Annotated in this window: 8 protein-coding genes and 6 pseudogenes; 12 read left to right on the plus strand and 2 right to left on the minus strand. The window is 55.3% G+C overall.

Annotated features, from left to right (window positions below; all coding sequences use genetic code 11):
* The first annotated feature begins 111 nt into the window (after positions 1-111).
* The 10 genes and pseudogenes from dinB (at position 112) to trxA (ending at position 13,474) form a co-directional block, all read left to right on the plus strand.
* Positions 112-1,246 (plus strand): annotated as a pseudogene (dinB, locus tag JCM12539_RS07925) (DNA polymerase IV).
* Positions 1,247-2,246: 1,000 nt separating this feature from the next.
* Positions 2,247-3,219 (plus strand): annotated as a pseudogene (locus JCM12539_RS15570) (DHH family phosphoesterase).
* A 3-nt stretch (positions 3,220-3,222) separates the two neighbouring features.
* On the plus strand, positions 3,223-4,581 hold the full coding sequence (locus tag JCM12539_RS07935) for a DEAD/DEAH box helicase (RefSeq protein ID WP_054650525.1): 1,359 nt from the start codon (positions 3,223-3,225) through the stop codon (positions 4,579-4,581).
* A gap of 1,162 nt (positions 4,582-5,743) precedes the next feature.
* Positions 5,744-8,384, plus strand: a pseudogene (gene alaS, locus JCM12539_RS07940) (alanine--tRNA ligase).
* Positions 8,385-8,491: 107 nt separating this feature from the next.
* Positions 8,492-8,749, plus strand: a complete 258-nt coding sequence (locus tag JCM12539_RS07945; protein WP_054650527.1) for an IreB family regulatory phosphoprotein — start codon at positions 8,492-8,494, stop codon at positions 8,747-8,749.
* Positions 8,749-9,186 carry a Holliday junction resolvase RuvX gene (ruvX, locus tag JCM12539_RS07950; RefSeq protein ID WP_054650529.1) on the plus strand — a complete coding sequence of 146 codons (438 nt, stop codon included), beginning with the start codon at positions 8,749-8,751 and terminating at the stop codon, positions 9,184-9,186. The genes JCM12539_RS07945 and ruvX overlap by 1 nt, the downstream gene beginning before the upstream one ends.
* 23 nt (positions 9,187-9,209) lie before the next feature.
* Positions 9,210-9,527, plus strand: a complete 318-nt coding sequence (locus tag JCM12539_RS07955) for a DUF1292 domain-containing protein (RefSeq protein ID WP_054650531.1) — start codon at positions 9,210-9,212, stop codon at positions 9,525-9,527.
* A 260-nt stretch (positions 9,528-9,787) separates the two neighbouring features.
* Complete coding sequence (locus JCM12539_RS12735; RefSeq protein ID WP_082405410.1) at positions 9,788-10,171, plus strand: CvpA family protein; 384 nt, start codon at positions 9,788-9,790, stop codon at positions 10,169-10,171.
* 35 nt (positions 10,172-10,206) lie between these two features.
* Positions 10,207-12,554 (plus strand): annotated as a pseudogene (locus tag JCM12539_RS07965) (endonuclease MutS2).
* A gap of 608 nt (positions 12,555-13,162) precedes the next feature.
* Entirely contained in the window at positions 13,163-13,474 is a 312-nt protein-coding gene (gene trxA / locus JCM12539_RS07970; protein ID WP_054650535.1) for a thioredoxin, read from the plus strand.
* A 502-nt stretch (positions 13,475-13,976) separates the two neighbouring features.
* On the opposite strand, the gene JCM12539_RS07975 is transcribed toward trxA, so the two are convergent.
* Positions 13,977-14,447 carry a DUF2507 domain-containing protein gene (locus JCM12539_RS07975; RefSeq protein WP_054650537.1) on the minus strand — a complete coding sequence of 157 codons (471 nt, stop codon included), beginning with the start codon at positions 14,445-14,447 and terminating at the stop codon, positions 13,977-13,979.
* 169 nt (positions 14,448-14,616) lie between these two features.
* On the opposite strand from JCM12539_RS07975, the pseudogene racE reads away from it, so the two are divergent.
* Both racE and JCM12539_RS07985 read left to right on the plus strand, forming a co-directional pair.
* Positions 14,617-16,058 (plus strand): annotated as a pseudogene (gene racE / locus JCM12539_RS07980) (glutamate racemase); the annotation flags it as partial.
* A 107-nt stretch (positions 16,059-16,165) separates the two neighbouring features.
* The gene (locus JCM12539_RS07985) at positions 16,166-16,690 is read left to right on the plus strand and encodes a metallophosphoesterase family protein (RefSeq protein WP_054650539.1); all 525 of its coding nucleotides are present in this window, start codon (positions 16,166-16,168) and stop codon (positions 16,688-16,690) included.
* Positions 16,691-16,749: 59 nt separating this feature from the next.
* On the opposite strand, the pseudogene JCM12539_RS07990 reads toward JCM12539_RS07985, so the two are convergent.
* Positions 16,750-17,482 (minus strand): annotated as a pseudogene (locus JCM12539_RS07990) (MIP/aquaporin family protein).
* Between the last annotated feature and the right edge of the window lie 336 nt (positions 17,483-17,818).

Genomic DNA, 17,818 nt, shown 5'->3' on the forward strand with positions numbered 1-17,818 from the left:
TTGGGCGTACCTCGATAACTCGGGGTGCGCCTTTGCTATGAATCGACCGGGTTGTTGGGGTATGGGGCACCGGCAAAGTCGATTGCCACCACGCTGGACATGTGCGAAAATATGTTCGGTAGAGAGGGGGCGTCCGTATTGACACCGTTATTCCGGTTGCAGATTCCTAATGATACTAGTCGTAAAATTATTCACGTTGATATGGACGCCTTCTATGCATCCATTGAGATGCGTGACGACCCGTCTTTGCGCACCCGCGCGCTGGTGATTGCCCACGACCCGCGGCAAACCGGGGGCAAAGGGGTGATTACCACCGCCAATTACGTGGCGCGACAGTATGGGGTTAATTCGGCCATGCCCGCAATCGAGGCGGTACGCAAGGTGCCACGCCGTTTGTTGGTATTTAAGGACCCCGACTTTGAAAAGTATCACGCCGTTTCCGACCAAATCCACGATATTTTTCACCAGGTGACGGACCTCATCGAACCAATTGCGTTGGACGAGGCCTATTTGGACGTGACGAACAACACGCATTTTCCCACGACCATCGCGCTGGCTTTGTGGCTGCAGCAGACCATTGAGCGGCAGACGCGATTGACGTGTGCTATTGGGGTGTCGTACAACCGGTTCTTGGCCAAAATGGCCTCGGAATTCAATAAGCCGGGTGGGCGCACGGTGGTGACGCCGGGGATGGCGCAGGAATTTTGGCACCACAGCCAATCGGCAAGTTTCGTGGTGTGGGCAAAAAGACGCTCCCCCGGCTGCAAGCACTGGGCATCGAGACGGGCGCAGATTTATTGGCGGCCGACCCGGGGATGTTGCAGCGTGAGTTTGGTAAGGCCGGGTTCATGCTGGCGTTACACGCTCGCGGCATTGATAACCACCCGATTGAGGTTAAGGAACGTAAGTCGATTGGTAAGGAACGGACCTACAACCCGCCGTTGCAAAGCTCGGCTGCCGTCCGCCAGGAGTTGACGATGCTGGCTGGCAAAGTTAGTGCGGAGCTGCGTAAGAAGCAGCGGCACGGAACGACGGTTGTCTTGAAGGTACGCGACGTAGACTTCAACACGCAAACGCGGCGGATGACACGGGAGCGGTACTTTGTGGATGCCGATGATATCCTGGATGCGGCGTGGACACTTTATAATGAAGAAACGGACACTAGCGCGTCGTTGCGGCTTGTCGGCATCACCATCACAGGTTGGTGCCGCTGACGTTCGAAAATGTCGACTTACCGCTCAGGTAGGCGAAGGTTGGGTGGTGACGAACACGCGGGTGGCCTTTGGGACTACGGCTTACGTGCCCTACGCCGTAGGTTGCTACACCCGCACGCTCCAGCCCGTGCCGGGCTGCCACGAATTATGGAGCCAAAGGAACCCACTTTGTCTCCATAATTTGCCGCTGTACGTCACTCCGTTCCTACAGCGCTCTGGGGTCGCAGCAACTACGGCTCCGGGCACGACGCCTCCGTCCCAAAGACCACCCGCGGGTTCCCGCACTTGGAGTTGGCCAAATATATTTGGATGGCGCTCAACATTAGCTAAAGTTGTCGGTGTTGACCTTAATCAGTAGCAGGTCTATGTGTATGCACACTGAAGTTGGTTATTCGTTGTGAAACCAGACCCTCCTGCGGTTACGAAAGCATCGTTTGTAATTATTCTGCCAAATCGCTGAACGGACATGAAATATATTTAGTGGTTCGTAGGATTACACTGGTAAGAACATTTTGCGGATAGTGTATACGCAAGTTAACAATTTCGAAGATTATGCTGGCGAGAGTCTTTGATAGTTGGTTCAGTAACTTTTTGCGTTGTTCATCCTGCACAGTGTGGGTAGTTATGTGTGTATGTGGCATCGCAAATCTAGGGTTGTGTTGGTGGTGTGGTGCAGGGGGATGGTGGCCCGTTTGTGGCGGCTGCAGGCCCGTAGTTCTGTAGGAAGCGGAGCGACGTACAGAATCAAATCTGGTAGACCGGGTGGGTTTCCCGGGCTAGCAGATTCGCGGTAGCCGGCACGGCGAGAGCGTGAGGCTCGCAGCTTCGGCCACAAACGGGCCACCATCCACCGGAGCCACGCCGCCAACACAACCCGGTCAGTTAGATTAGCCCTGTAACGATAGCTAGGCACAAAGCCAAACCCGGGCTTTCCGCCTAGCTATCGTTACGCTCTGGCTTCTAACCGGTCAGCTTCGCCCTCTGGCATGTTATAATCACTAATGGTGAATTTAGAAGCACGGAGGCAACAGAATGATTCAAGAAGATATTGTTGCGGCTATCGCGGCCGCCGACCACATTATTATCCACCGGCACCAACGTCCCGACCCCGACGCCTTTGGCTCGCAATGCGGCTTGGCCGCCATCATCAAGGCTAGCTTTCCCGACAAGCGCGTACAGGTGACCGGCGCCGATAGTCCTAGCCTGTCCTGGTTGGCCACGATGGACGAGGTGACCGATGCAGATTACAAAGACGCACTGGTAATCGTCGTCGATACCGCCGATACGCCACGCATTGACGATGACCGCTTTGACCAGGGCACGCAACTAATTAAGATTGACCACCACCCTAATGACGATCCGTACGGCGACCTGGCCTGGGTAGCGCCCGACGCTTCCAGTACCAGTGAACTGCTGGTTGACTTAGTCACGCACGGTGACGGACAATTGAAGCTCGACAATGACGCCGCCCGCTGGCTGTATGCCGGCATCGTGGGTGACACCCGGGCGGTTCATGTACAACAACACCACTGCGCACACCCTGCGCGATGTGGCCTTGCTGTACGGCTTTGACTTTGACCCGTCCGCAGTTAACCAAAAGATGAACGAGGTTACGCTTGGTCAGGCGCGCCTGCAGGGGCTGGCGATTGACGAGCACCACATGCGCGTTAGCCCGAACGGGGCCGCCGTCGTGGTCATTAGCCAGGCTGACCTCCAGCACCTCGGGATCGCCGCCGATCAGTACCAGGCCGCAGTTGGTTCCGCCGGTCGCCTTAACGAGATTCGCGCGTGGGCCATGTGCACCGAGCAGCCCGAGGGTAACTACCGGGTGAGCCTGCGGTCCAAGGGTGCCGTGATTAACGACATTGCGCGCGCCCACAATGGTGGTGGGCACCCACTGGCGAGCGGGGCCAAAGCCGCGGATCAGGCCGAAATCGACCAGATTTTTAACGAACTGGATGCTTTGCTGGCGGCAACGCCCCAAGCACCTTCAGAAAGCGAGTAATTAATGGATAACAAATTTCAACAATACGCGATTAACGATACGTTGATTGCAGCACTGAACCGGAATGGTTTTGTGCAACCAACACCCATTCAGGAACAAGTCATTCCGAAGGCGCTCAGGGGCGCTTCCATTGTGGGTCAGTCCCAGACTGGTTCCGGAAAGACGTTGGCATTCTTGCTGCCAATCATTAATAACATTAATGTGGGCGAGGATACCCTACAGGCCGTTATTACGGCGCCTAGCCGTGAGCTGGCCAACCAGATTTACAAGACGGCCACCGAGCTCCTTGGCGAAGACAATCCCGTCCGCGTGGGCCGCTTTGTTGGTGGTACGGACAAGCAAAAGCAACTGCGTAAGTTGGAAAACCACGCGGTGCACATTGCCATTGGTACGCCGGGACGGATTTTAGATTTACTGCGTAACGGCGCCCTGACTGGCTTTACCGTGAAGACGTTCGTCGTTGATGAAGCCGATATGACTTTGGACATGGGCTTCCTGAACGTGGTCGACCAGATTGCGGGCACGTTCCCGTCTGAACTCCAGATGATGGTCTTTTCCGCCACAATCCCGCAAAAACTCCAGCCGTTCCTGAAAAAGTATATGCACAACCCGCTGATCATTGAGCTCAAACCGAAAACGGTCATTGCCGACACGGTGGATAACTGGGTCATCAGTACGAAGGGGCAGGACCCTAACCGGATTATTTACCAGTTATTGACGATTGGTGAACCGTACCTGGTGCTCATCTTTGCGAACACCAAGGAACGGGTCGACGAAATCCACGCGTACCTGAAGGCGCAGGGAATCAAAGCCGCGAAGATTCACGGGGGCGTTGAACCCCGTGAACGTCGTCGCGTGATGAAGGCCGTTGCTCAGCAGAAATTCCAGTTTGTGGTGGCGACGGACCTGGCGGCTCGCGGTATTGACATCGAGGGTGTCTCACACGTGATTAATGCGGAGATCCCGACTGATAATGAGTTCTTCATTCACCGTGTGGGGCGGACTGGCCGAAACGGAATGAGTGGGACGGCCATCACGCTGTACAAACCTGGCGAGGAGCACAAGCTCGCCGAATTGGAGCACATGGGGATTCACTTTGATCCCAAAGCCATTGTGCGTGGCGAGATTGTGCCGGGACGCGAGTGGAACCGTCGCGCGACCCGGACCAAGAAGAACGAGCGGCTGTCCGGTACGATTTATGGAATGCTGAAGAAGGAACAGAAGAAACGTAAGCCGGGTTACAAGAATAAGGTCCGCAAGGCCGCTGAGAAGGAAGCATGGTTCAACAACCGCGTGGAGAAGCGGAACGAACGCCGCAATGCCAAGCGGAAGAACAAGGCTAAGGGCTTGGACAAGGCTTAATGGTGGCCGATGCTGGTGGCTGGTCGTACTGGCGTGGTGGCTCCGGTTGAGCGGCTGGTCCCCGCGACCGGAGCTGTGAGCCTCACGCTCTCGCCCGTTCCGGCTACCGCGAATTGCCGTAGCCCGAGAAAACCACTCGGTCTAGCCAATTTGATTCTGTAATTCATAACTGCCAATACGTGCTAGCGCACTACTGGCAGTAATTCAAACAGAACTACGGGTATGCAGCCGTCGCGGGGACCAGCCGCTCAACATCCACCACCACACCAGTACGACCAACGGTAGATGTTCATCAATACAGGTCTGGCCATTCTGGCATCCTTGGTACATCACCGGACGGAACCGCACGTACGAATGGTTTAATGAACGACCTATTCACGTCCAACCGGCATCCGAGCACACAGACAATAAGATCCGACCGCTATGAATCGATTATGATTCCATACAATCGGTCTTTGTGAGCAAGTTTCTTTGCACATTCAGAGGAAACCACTCCAGAGAGTGTGGACTGGTGGAAACACTATCCAGCTGATGAAATTCACTCCTTTAGTAGGGTTTGGGTGTCGTACTCGTATGTGTAGTGCGAACGGCAACGGGAGGCCGCGTCGGTCGGACCGGTGAGCGGAGGCGTGTGGGGTCGGAATGGTAACCACTGCCAGGGTGTAACGTTCTTACGGCTTTAGCCGTTAGAACGCGACGAATTTCGAGACTGACCGGTGGGGTTCCGGGCAGGCTTGAAATCGCGGCGGAAACACGCCCGTACTTGGCGGGTTGGAGCCTTCGCCCTAGCAGTGGTTACCATGGAGCACCCCACGTAAGCCGCAGCTCACTGGCCCGACCTACGCTGCCGGTCTCCCGGCTGACGTTGACACAACCACTGCCCGCCACTATAATGAACGGGTTAGGATATGCCACGGTGGTTTTGGCGCCCATACAGGAACGGTCGGTAACTGCGAAGACCTGGGCCCGGCGCCGTGGTGCTCCCTGATACGAGCTGAATACAACTAATGAAGTGGTTAACGACAACATCGTTGCAACCGAGGTGGTACCGCGCACACGCGTCCTCGGGTTTGTAAGGATGTTTTTTGTTGTCATTCGGCGAGTAGCGGGTCATATCAATACGGCACGTCAACTTTGAGGTTGGCGGGACAGGAGAGTATCAATGAAGCAACTAAGCAGTGCCCAAGTACGGCAAATGTTTCTGGATTTCTTTAAGAGCAAGGGTCACGATGTGGAACCCAGCGCCAGCTTAATTCCTAAGGATGACCCCACGCTACTGTGGATTAACTCTGGGGTTGCTACCCTGAAGAAGTATTTTGATGGGTCCGTGATTCCTGACAACCCACGGATTGTTAACGCGCAGAAGTCCATTCGGACCAACGATATTGAAAATGTCGGTAAGACGGCGCGCCACCACACGTTCTTTGAAATGCTGGGGAACTTTTCCGTCGGTGATTACTTCAAAAAGGAAGTGATTCCGTGGGCGTGGGAATTTCTGACCAGTGATGAGTGGTTGGGCCTCGACAAGGATAAACTCTACATTACGGTTTACCCTAAGGATACGGATGCGCTCGAACTATGGGAGCAGGCTGGCGTTCCGGCTGACCACATTTACAAAGTTGAGGACAACTTCTGGGACATCGGTGGCGGTCCCTGTGGCCCTGACTCTGAGGTCTTCTACGACCGTGGTCAGAGCTTCAATAACGTCGCCGAGGACGACCCCGAAAACTATCCTGGTGGCGAGAACGAGCGTTACCTAGAGATTTGGAACATCGTCTTTTCCCAGTTTAATCACCTGCCAGATGGTCGCATTGTGGACCAGCCGCACAAAAACATCGATACCGGGATGGGCCTCGAACGGGTTGTGTCCGTGGTGCAGAACGCCCCGACCAACTTTGAAACCGACCTCTTCCTGCCGCTCATCAAGCAGACCGAGGAGATGTCTGCCGGCAAGCATTACGGCGACAACGCCACTGACGACGTTGCGTTCAAAATTATTGCGGACCATGCGCGTGCCGTCACCTTTGCGATTGGCGATGGCGCCCTGCCTAGCAATGAGGGGCGTGGCTACGTCCTTCGCCGCCTAATTCGTCGCGCCGTAGTTAACGGCAAGCGTTTGGGAATCAACCATGACTTCCTGTACCTGCTGGTGCCAACGGTGGGTAAAATTATGAAGTCATACTACCCTGAAGTACTGCAAAACAAGGATTTCATTCAAAAGGTAATCCAGTCTGAGGAGGCGCGCTTCCGTCAGAGCCTGGATGCCGGAATTAACATGCTGGACGGCGTGATGGCCAAAGTTAAGGCTACCAACGGCCGGCAAATAAGTGGGGACGACGCGTTCCTACTCTTTGACACGTACGGATTCCCGGTCGAGATGACGGGCGAAATTGCGGCCGATAACGGGTTAACCGTGGACATGGATGGTTTCAAAACCAACATGGAGGCGCAACGTGACCGGGCCCGCAAGGCGCGGGGCAACGCCCAATCGATGGGCAGCCAGGACACCGTGTTGATGGATATTAAGACTGACTCCAAGTTCACCGGCTGGACCAGCGTCCACGAGGACAACGCGGTGTTAACCGACATTATTCAAAACGACCAGGCGGTGACCAAAGTGGACGCTGGGACCGCGCAGGTGGTCTTCGCGAAGACGCCGTTCTACGCCGAAATGGGGGGCCAGGTTGCCGACTGGGGGACCATCAGCGACGCGCAGGGTAACGAGGTGGCACGGGTCACCGACGTTCAGCACGCACCCAACGCAGAACCTGCACACCATCACGGTTGAGGGCGAATTGCGGCAGGGTGCCAGCTATACTTTGGCGGTCGACACCCAGCGGCGGCACAAAGTATCGCTCAACCACACGGCCACCCACTTGCTCGACCAGTCACTGCGCAACGTGCTGGGTGAGCACACCCACCAGGCTGGTTCACTAGTTGAGCCTGACTACTTGCGGTTTGACTTTACCAACTTTGGTGAAGTGACCCAGGACCAGTTACGTCAGGTCGAACGGATGGTCAATGAGCAAATTTGGCGGGCACTGCCAATCACCGCGAAGGAAATGCCGATTGAGGAGGCCAAGCAGCTCGGTGCCATCGCCGTCTTTGATAGCAAGTATGGCGACGTCGTGCGGGTGGTTTCGATTGGCGATTTCAACCAGGAATTCGACGGCGGGACCCACCCACAGAATACGGCCGAGCTGGGGTTGTTCAAGATTACTAGCGAGAGCGGTATTGGTGCCGGCACTCGGCGTGTTGAAGCGGTCACCTCGAAGGAAGCCTTTGAGTACCTGACGGCCCAGGCTGACCAACTGAACGCAGTTAATGGTCAGTTGAAGGTAACGCAGGGCGGCGATACCGTTGTGAAGGTGCAGTCCCTGCAACAAGAACTGAAGGACGCGCAGAAGCAGGTTGAGTCCCTGCAAAGTAAGTTGGCGAGCCAGGCTGCAGCCGGTATCTTTGACCGCGTTGATCAGGCCGGTGACTTTACCATCATTGCCCAGTCCGTGAAGGTTGCCGGAATGAAGGAACTCCGACAGTTAGGTGATCAATGGCAGGACAAGGCCAGCTCCGACGTGTTAGTATTGGCCACGGCGGTAGACGGTAAGGTTAACCTGCTGGCAGCCGCTAGCAAGGATGCGATTGCCAAGGGCGTTAAGGCCGGCGACCTCATCAAGGCCATTGCACCAATGGTCGGTGGTGGCGGTGGTGGTCGTCCCGACATGGCCCAGGCTGGTGGTAAGAAGCCAGAAGGCATTGACGGCGCGCTGAAGCAAGCGCATGAATGGCTAGCCGCAAAATAGCTTGCGTTATGCGGATGAAAACGCTAAAATTTTTCGCACAGAAGGTTTGTACTTTGGCGAGCCATCAAGTAAAATTGAGCTAGACGAAACGAATAGAGGTGTTGGGTATGAGTTCATTAGACGAAACGGTTCACTTCAACTTCCGGGACAACAACCCGAAGAACGTCGAGGATACTTTGAAGACGGTCTACGATGCGCTGGAAGCACAGGGTTACGACCCGATTAATCAGATTGTGGGCTACCTGCTTTCGGGGGACCCGGCCTATATTCCTCGCTATAACGACGCCCGGAACTTAATCCGGAAGCACGAACGCGACGAAATTATTGAGGAATTAGTGCGTCATTACCTCGGTAAGGAGAAATAATGCGACTACTCGGCTTGGACGTTGGTTCCAAAACGGTGGGAGTTGCGGTTTCTGACCCGCTAGGCTGGACGGCCCAGGGCCTGGAAATTATTCCGATTGATGAGGAACGCGGCAACCTCGGTATGGGCCGGCTGAAGCAGTTGGTAGCTGAATACCAACCAGACGGCTTTGTACTGGGACTACCTAAAAACATGAACAACACCGAAGGTCCGCGCGTGACGCAGACCAAGGCGTACGCTGAACGGCTTGTGAAGAAGTTCGGTTTGCCCGTTGATTTTATTGACGAGCGGCTCACTACGGTTTCGGCGTACCGGGTGTTGATCGACGAGGCGGACGTATCGCGTCGTGAACAAAAGCAAGTCATCGACAAGATGGCGGCACAATTTATTTTGCAGAACTATCTGGACGCACGGGGCAAGCTAACCCAACAGAGTTAGACGCACCGGGAATGGAGGCCACAATGGCAGAGAACAAAGACGACATCCGCCCAGGCGCGGACGACCAGCAGATTACGCTGATCGATGACAATGGCAACGAAGAATTGTACAACGTGCTGTTCACGTTCGATTCCGATGACTATGGGAAGAGCTACGTGCTACTGTACCCAGAAGGCATCGACGACGATGACGATGACGTCCAGATTGAGGCGTTTTCCTTCACGCCGGATGAGAACGGGGATGCCAGTGCCGGCGACCTGTTCCCCATCGAGGATGATGACGAGTGGAACATGGTTGAGGAAGTCCTGAACACTTTCTTGGCCGACGAGGACATGCAGTAGACTGCGTGACCACTGGGCCGGGGTGCAGACGCATCCCGGCCCTTTGCGTTGTGGTAAAATTAAGAGCGAAATGATACGCCTGCGGGCAATGACGGATGGGGAAAATATGTTAACACTGATAATTCTATTATTTATCGCGTACGGGGCCTATGCTGGTGCACGCAAAGGGGCGGTGCTCCAAGCATCATGTTTGCCGGGTACGTAGTGGTATTCCTGCTGGCCAAATTATTGGCGGGTGTGTTTAAGTCGACCTTCGAGTTGTGGATACCATACCCATCAGCCACCATGTCGAGCCACTTTGCTTTTTCAGCCAGTCACTGGGGCTCCGGCTCGATGACCCATTCTACCTGGCCTTTTCGTTCATGTTTGTTTTTGCGATTGGTTGGGTAATCGTGCGGGTTGTAAGTCTTCTTCTGCACGAACTGGAATATTACCCGTTGCCCGCCAAGCAGAACCACTGGATTGGCGGCATTATCGGTGGGCTGGGCGCGTACCTGTTCGTGGTCATGGTGCTTTACCTTGTGGCGATGATTCCCGTTAGTGCCTCCAGACCGCCCTGGAACATTCGCTGCTGGCAAAAATCATGGTGCCACATACGCCCATTTTCTCGTGGCTACTCCACACTTGGTGGATTGGCTAGTTAACCATGCATACGTAAATTTAGAAAGGCTTTTTAAAAATGAAACACAAAATATTAGGTCAGCTGGAGTTTGACCGTATCCAGGAGGCCGTGCGCTCAGAGGCAGTCACTGCACTCGGGCAAAAGTTGGCCGGCCGGATGCGTCCAAGTAGCGATCCCGACAAGGTTCAGCAACGACTAGACGAGACCGCCGATGGGGCCACCATCTTGCGCTTACGCGGTGGTCTCCCGGTGGCGGCGGTGCCGGACATCACGACCTCGTTAAAGCGGGCCGAGATTGGTGGCGTGCTCGATGGTACGGAGTTTGCGGGTATTGTCCGTGTCCTCCGAACAGTTACGGCCATTGATGACTTCCTGACGGATTTGCATGAGAACGTGGATCTGCGCCGGGTCTACCAGATGCAGGCACAGTTGACGCTGCTGCCGGGTTTGCTGCGGGAGTTACAGCGGTCGATTGATGAAGAAGGCAATGTCACTGATGAGGCTAGTCCTGAATTGCACGGTATTCGGCGGCGGATGCACGCGATGGAGCGCGATATACGTGAGCGGATGGAGGGCTACACCCGCGGCAACTCGGCGCAGTATCTGAGTGAACCCATCATTACTATTCGCGATGACCGGTACGTGATTCCGGTCAAAGCCGAAAATCGCGGCCGCTTTGGTGGGGTTGTCCACGACCAGAGTGCCACCGGGCAGACGCTGTTTATCGAGCCTCAAGCGGTGGTCGATCTGAATAACCGGATGCGGGAGACGCAGGTCGCCGAGCGTCAGGAAATTATGCGGGTACTGACGGATTTGTCGGCCAAAGTCGCGCCAGAAACCGACGGGCTGCGTACAGACGCGAGCGTGTTGGGCCATCTGGACCTCATTAACGCGAAGGCCCGGTACGCTGCGCTCATCAAGGCCACCGAGCCGACGATTAGTGATGCGGGTGTGGTGGACTTACGTCAGGCGCGCCATCCGTTGATTGACCAGCACAAGGTGGTGCCGAATGACATCGTGCTTGGTGGTGATTACCAGAGCATCGTCATTACTGGGCCCAACACGGGTGGTAAGACGGTGACGTTGAAGACGTTGGGCTTGCTGTCGTTGATGGCACAGGCAGGTCTATTTATTCCTGTGGATGAGCACAGTACGGTGAAGGTGTTCAGCAACGTCTTTGCTGACATCGGTGACGAGCAGTCCATCGAGCAGAACCTCAGTACGTTCTCGTCGCACATGACGAACGTGGTGGCGATTTTGCGTGATTTGGACAAAGACAGTCTGGCGTTGTTCGACGAATTGGGGGCTGGGACGGATCCCCAGGAGGGGGCCGCGCTGGCCATCTCCATTCTGGACGCGGTTGGGACTGTCGGCGCATACGTGTGGACACGACGCACTACCCTGAGCTGAAGCTGTACGGGTACAATACGCCGGGAACGACGAACGCGTCGATGGCGTTTGACGGTGATACTTTGCAGCCCACGTACCGGTTACAAATTGGTGTGCCGGGACGGAGCAACGCGTTTGAAATTTCGACTCGGCTGGGGTTGGACCAGACAATTGTGGACCGGGCAAAGTTGTTGATTAGTGACGACGAGCACGACCTGAACAACATGATCGCCGACCTAGAAAAGGAACGGCAGGCAGCCGCGATGACCGACTCGGACCTCCAGGAGAAGTTGGACGAGGCGACGAAGCTGCACGGTCAGTTACAGGCGGCGTATGCGGACCTCAAGATGCGGCAGGACAAGGAGTTACAGGCTGCGCGTGATCAGGCCAACAAGATGGTGGCGGACACGCAGGCGGAGGCCGACCAGATTATCAAGTCGTTGCGGAAGATGCAGCGGGGTGGCGCGAACGATGCGGGTGTCATTGACGCGCAGACGCGGTTGCACCAGCTGCACCAGGACACGCCGTTAGCGAAGAATAAGGTGCTGAAGAAGGCGCGGAATACGGCGGCTTTGCGTGCTGGTGATACGGTGAAAGTGTTACAGTATGGCCAGACGGGGACGTTGCTGAAGCAGCAGGGTAACCACGAGTGGCAGGTACAGGTCGGCATCATGAAGATGGCGGTACCGGAGTCGGGCTTGGAAAAGGTGGGGACGCCGGAGACGGAGCAGCCACGGACGGCCCGGACACACGTGCAGGGAGCTGGTAGTGGGCCATCGACGACGTTGGACTTGCGTGGCCAGCGGTATGCCGAGGCGATGAGCAACCTGGATAAGTATATTGATGAGGCGTTGTTGGCGAACTACCCGACGGTGACGATTATTCACGGTTTGGGTACGGGGGCCATTCGCAACGGGGTGACGGAGTACTTGAAGAAGAATCGCAATGTGGCCCGGTTCGGGTACGCACCGGCGAATGCTGGTGGGTCGGGGGCGACGATTGTGGTGTTTAGGTAGAGAGAGCGGAGCAGGCCGTTTAGAAGACAGAGCATAAGTAACTCTAACCGAAAGGCCCGGTTTTGGCCTTTTGGTTAGAGTTGCTTATGCGGCGTCTTCTGGCCTGCGCAGCTCGTTTCCATAAGCACAGGTACCGAGGGAGCGAGGTGGCATTAGCCCGCTAATGTAACGTCAAGCCCGGGTTTGGCTTCATTGCCGTAGCGGGTTACGCGCAAGTTTCTGCGGGGCGCAGCTCGTTTCCATAAGCACAGGTAACGGGGGAGCGAGGTGGCATTAACCCGCTAATGTAACGCGGAAAGGCCCGGTTTTGGCCTTTTGGTTAGAGTTGCTTATGCGGCGTCTTCTGGCCTGCGCAGCTCGTTTCCATAATCACAGGTACCGAGGGAGCGAGGTGGCATTAGCCCGGCAATGTGACGCGGAAAGGCCCACACTTGGCCTTTCATTGGTAGTAACGTATACCTCCTCGCTAGGGGCTTTGATAAATTCCTCCCAGCACGCCCCGCTCTGCCCTGCTACAATAAAATTATCCCCAAGCACCACCCATCACTTTACAATGTTGGTGTAGACGCATATAATTAGCTTACAAAAGGTAAGAGGAGTGTGATAGCATGGTTAAGGCAATTACTGACGATAACTTTACTACCGAAACTGGTACGGGTGTTACTCTAACCGACTTCTGGGCAACTTGGTGTGGCCCTTGTCGGATGCAGTCACCGGTGATTGAGAAGCTGGAACCAGAAATGCCGGACGTTAAGTTCACCAAGATGGATGTGGATGCAAATCCAGATACACCAAAGGAATTCGGTATTATGGCCATTCCTACTTTGCTGGTCAAGAAGGACGGCGAAGTGGTTGAACGGATCACGGGTTACCACACTGGCGACCAGTTGTCAGATATTTTGAAGAAGTACACCGCGTAGTAAAGTTAATATGCGTGCAAAAAGCATCCTTTAGGGGATGCTTTTTGCACGCATAATTTGTAACCTTTAAAATGCAAACTTACATTGAGAACACACTTAAGAATCGTTATTTAGTAGTAATAGGTTGCTGCTATTGCCATTCAGTTAGTCATGGGATGCCCATAAGTGGCGGGGTATACGATCAGTAGTGTACAGATTGATGGTGTTGTGCATTTGACTGATAGAAACTAGGCTAACAGAGTAAGTATTACTTGATTTGAGCGTTCACACAGAGTAATTGACGTGTGGGCGTTTTTTGCGTTGGGTTGAATTAGGAAAAATTGCTTGAAGAATGCACCCAAATACCCGGTAGTTGAATTTTTGGAGGTGAATTAAGCGTTCGGTTGCTGATTTATTAGTAGTATAGTGGACCGGGAATGTCGTGTTGCTCCGCCAAGGGTGTGCATGTGAAAGCTGCCTTCTCCGCTCTCTGCCTTGCCCCACTCCTCATCCAGGTTTACAATTAAGACTTCCTAGTTGATAAATCGTTATAGAAGGGCTGCTCCTCACCGGGGTCAATGCTCAGTGTCAACGTCACGTTGTCGCGGTGGTTCTCACTGGCGCCCTCCACAGTGTGGCCCAACGCCTGTTGCAATAATTGGGCCAGGAAGCCCGCCTCTAAACGGAAGTCGGCCGTGTTGCCGCGCAGGCTGAGGCGCTGACTGACCACCGGCCCGCCGAGTGTGTATGTACGCAACTTTGTCTTAATCTTATCGGGTTTCAACTCGCCGAACCCCATCGATGCAAAGGTGGTGCTGATTTGTTCCTCCGGCACGTTGAGGTGTGCCGCCAGGCTCCGACCGGCAAAGTATAAAATACCGTCGGCGCGTTCTCCCAAAAGTTCCGGGAGCATTACGTCCCGCAACAAGATCTCGCCCGCCAAGAGTTGTTGATCGGCATTTTGAAGTAATTCTAAGTATTGTGCGTCAGCCATTGTGGATCCTCCTCGTTTATCTACCCCAGTATACCGAACTGCCGCCGTAAAAGCAGTAGTCCGTAATCGTATTTTTAACATTAAGCGGGTCGGTTAACGGTTGAATTTCTGGTGGTGGCGGGCAACAATGGTAGTAGTGAGAATTCATTTAGCGAAGGTGGCAAAGATGATGGATGCAACGGCACCAATTGGTTTCATTGATTCTGGCGTGGGTGGCCTGACCGTGGTCCGTGAGGCCCTACGGCAGTTACCCCACGAAAACGTCATGTTTTTGGGCGATCAGGCGCGCCTGCCTTACGGGCCCCGTCCGGCCGCCCAGGTGCGGTCCTTCACCTGGCAAATGGTGAATTATCTGCGGGCACAGCACATCAAGGCGCTGGTCATTGCGTGCAACACCGCCACGGCCGCAGCCTGGCGTGACGTACAGGCACAGCTCGATATTCCCGTTATTGGTGTGATTGTGCCGGGGGCCCGTGCGGCCGTGAAGGTGACAACTGCCGGACGTATCGGCGTGGTGGCCACCGAGGGTACCGTAGCCAGCGGCGCGTACGATGCGGCTATTCACCAACAAAATTCGGCGTTGACCGTGCACAGTATGGCGGCCCCCAAGTTTGTTTCTTTGGTTGAAAGCAACGAGTACAAGTCCGACCTAGCGCGCCGCGTGGTCGCAGATACCTTGGCACCGTTGGCCGCAGAACATCCCGATACTGTCATTATGGGGTGCACGCATTACCCGCTACTGCGGCCGTTTATCCAGGCGGCTTTGGGCGACGACGTGACCCTCATTGATCCTGGTCGGGAAACGGTGGTGGAATTGGCCACCGTGCTCGATTATTTAGGGTTGGCTAACCGCGGCGATCACGATGGCGACCGTAGCTTTTACACGACGGCCAGCCCGACCATGTTTGCCGACATTGCTAGCGATTGGCTCGGACTGGATGACCTGCACGCGCAACACGTGAATATTGAGGCCAACCGGACCACTTTGTTCCGGATGCCGAGCTCAATGGGGCGGTGGACAAAACTCCCGAGTCCGGGCAGTCATAGACGCTGGTCGTCGCCTCGAAGAATCCGGGTAAGGTGCGCGAGTTCGTTGATTTCTTTGCTCCCCGCGGTATCACGGTTCGTAGTTTGGCGGATTTTGATGATTTGCATACCGTTAACGAGACCGGCACCACCTTCCTTGAAAACGCCCGGTTAAAGGCACACGGGTACAGCGAGGCGCTGGGGTTACCCGTTATTGCGGACGACTCCGGCCTGATGGTGGATGCCCTCGATGGCGCGCCGGGTGTGCTGTCTGCGCGGTATGCCGGTGACCACAACGACGCCGCTAACAATGCAAAGATGCTTGCGAACCTCGCCGGGGTGCCAACTGAGCGCCGGACGGCCCATTTCCACACCACGTTAGTCTGGGTGGACCCAGAACGACCCCACGACGACGTGGAGGTTGATGGGGAAGTTAATGGCCGCATCACCGTGATTCCAGCGGGGGATAACGGCTTTGGTTACGACCCGTTTTTCTACATTCCCGAGCAGGGGCAAACCATGGCGGAAATGTCTCCCGCCGAGAAGAACCGTTTTAGTCATCGCGGAAACGCGCTGCGTGAGTTAGCCAAGTTGATGGATGCCCAGCCGGAGCGTTTTGGCATGCCGGATGCTAAAGAGCGGACCAACAATGGTAGTGACCCGCGGATGAACGAAGACCTGGAGGAAGAATAGTGAAAATTCTGGTGGCAAGTGATACGCACGGTGATGCGCTGGTGTTGCAGGAGTTACTAACGGAATATCCGCACATGGACGGCTACTTTTACTGTGGTGATTCGGAACTCCGGGCGAGTGATCCGGTCTTTGATACTTGGCGCGCTGTTCAGGGCAACATGGATTTTGATCCAGGCTTTCCGATGACGCTAACGGTTCCCGTGGGGGCGCACACGGCATTTATGGCCCATGGGCACAAATATGCCGTCGGTTGGCGGCGGGATGAGTTGGTCGCCGCCGGGGTGGCTGCCGGGGCGGATATCATTTTGTACGGTCATACCCACGTCGCGTTGGCCGAGGTCCATCAGAATGTTCTGGTGGTTAATCCCGGCAGTATTAGCCAACCACGTGGCGACCTGGCACCGCTGGGGGGGATGTACGCGGTGGTCACGGTTGATGATGATGGGCGCCGGGTAGAATACGGCACCCGGACGCGCGGACTGATACCGAAGCTCACACGCACGTTTCCCGTTGGGTCGGAATGATACTATGTATACAAAAACCTGGTAGCAATTACGCTACCAGGTTTTTATGTGGGGGTGTATTACTTCATAAATACGCCTTTGTACAGAAGAATGGCACAGATGCTGGCCAAAGTTGGTGCCAGCACTGGTACCCATGAGTAGCCCCAGTCGGAACTGCCTTTGTGCTTCAGGGGCAGAAGGGCATGCACGATGCGGGGACCGAGGTCACGGGCCGGATTCAAAGCGGGGCCGGTGGGACCGCCGACACTAGCAACCAGCGTTAACACGAGGAAGCCCAGTGCGAGGTGGGCGGTACCCAGGTTGTTCTGGAAGAACGGCGCCTTGGTAATTCCCAGCGCGCCGAAGAACAGGATGAACGACCCCACAAACTCGTTGACAAAGCCGTTGAGCTTGCTCTTGCTGGCACTGATGGTGCTAAACGTGCCCAGGATGTGCTGTGGGTTGGTGGTCATGTCGTAGTGGGGCTTGTACGCCGCCACGACTATCAGCTGGCCCACGATGGCACCGGCGAATTGCACCAAAATGTAGGGGAGCACTTCACTCCAACTGAAGAGTCCGGCTACGGCCAAGCCAATCGTAAACGCTGTTGATGTGGTTCCCGGAGATGGAACCGAACAGCAACGCGGGGATCATGACCCCGCAGCCGTAACCAAAGGCGATGACGAGCCAATCGGAGCCGTTCCCCTTGGTACCTTTGAGATCCACGTTGGCTACCGAGCCGTTGCCCAAAATCACCATGATTGCCGTACCAATGAATTCGGCAATCAGGCGCGTTCCTAATGCATATGTCACAAGAAAATCCTCCTTGGAGTCGTTAAGTAAATAGTTAATATCTTATGTAATGATTCGCAAACTTTAATAGTGTACCAGAATTTGCGGTTGGTGTCATGCCCGTACAAAATATTGGCCAATTTGCGTTGGTTAGTCCCGGTTGGCGGCGTCGGTCGGGCCGGTGAGCTGCGGCTTTCGTGGGGCGCTCCATGGTAATCCACTGCTAGGGCGAAGGCTGGGTGGTTACGAACGCGCGGGTGGCCTTTGGGACTGCGGCTTACGTGCCCTACGCCGTAGGTTGCTACACCCGCACGCTCCGGCCGTCCCGGCCTCCCGCGGATTTTAGAGCCCGAAAAA

Origin of the sequence: Lacticaseibacillus pantheris DSM 15945 = JCM 12539 = NBRC 106106 (assembly GCF_001311175.1) — a bacterium.
Taxonomy (GTDB): domain Bacteria; phylum Bacillota; class Bacilli; order Lactobacillales; family Lactobacillaceae; genus Lacticaseibacillus; species Lacticaseibacillus pantheris.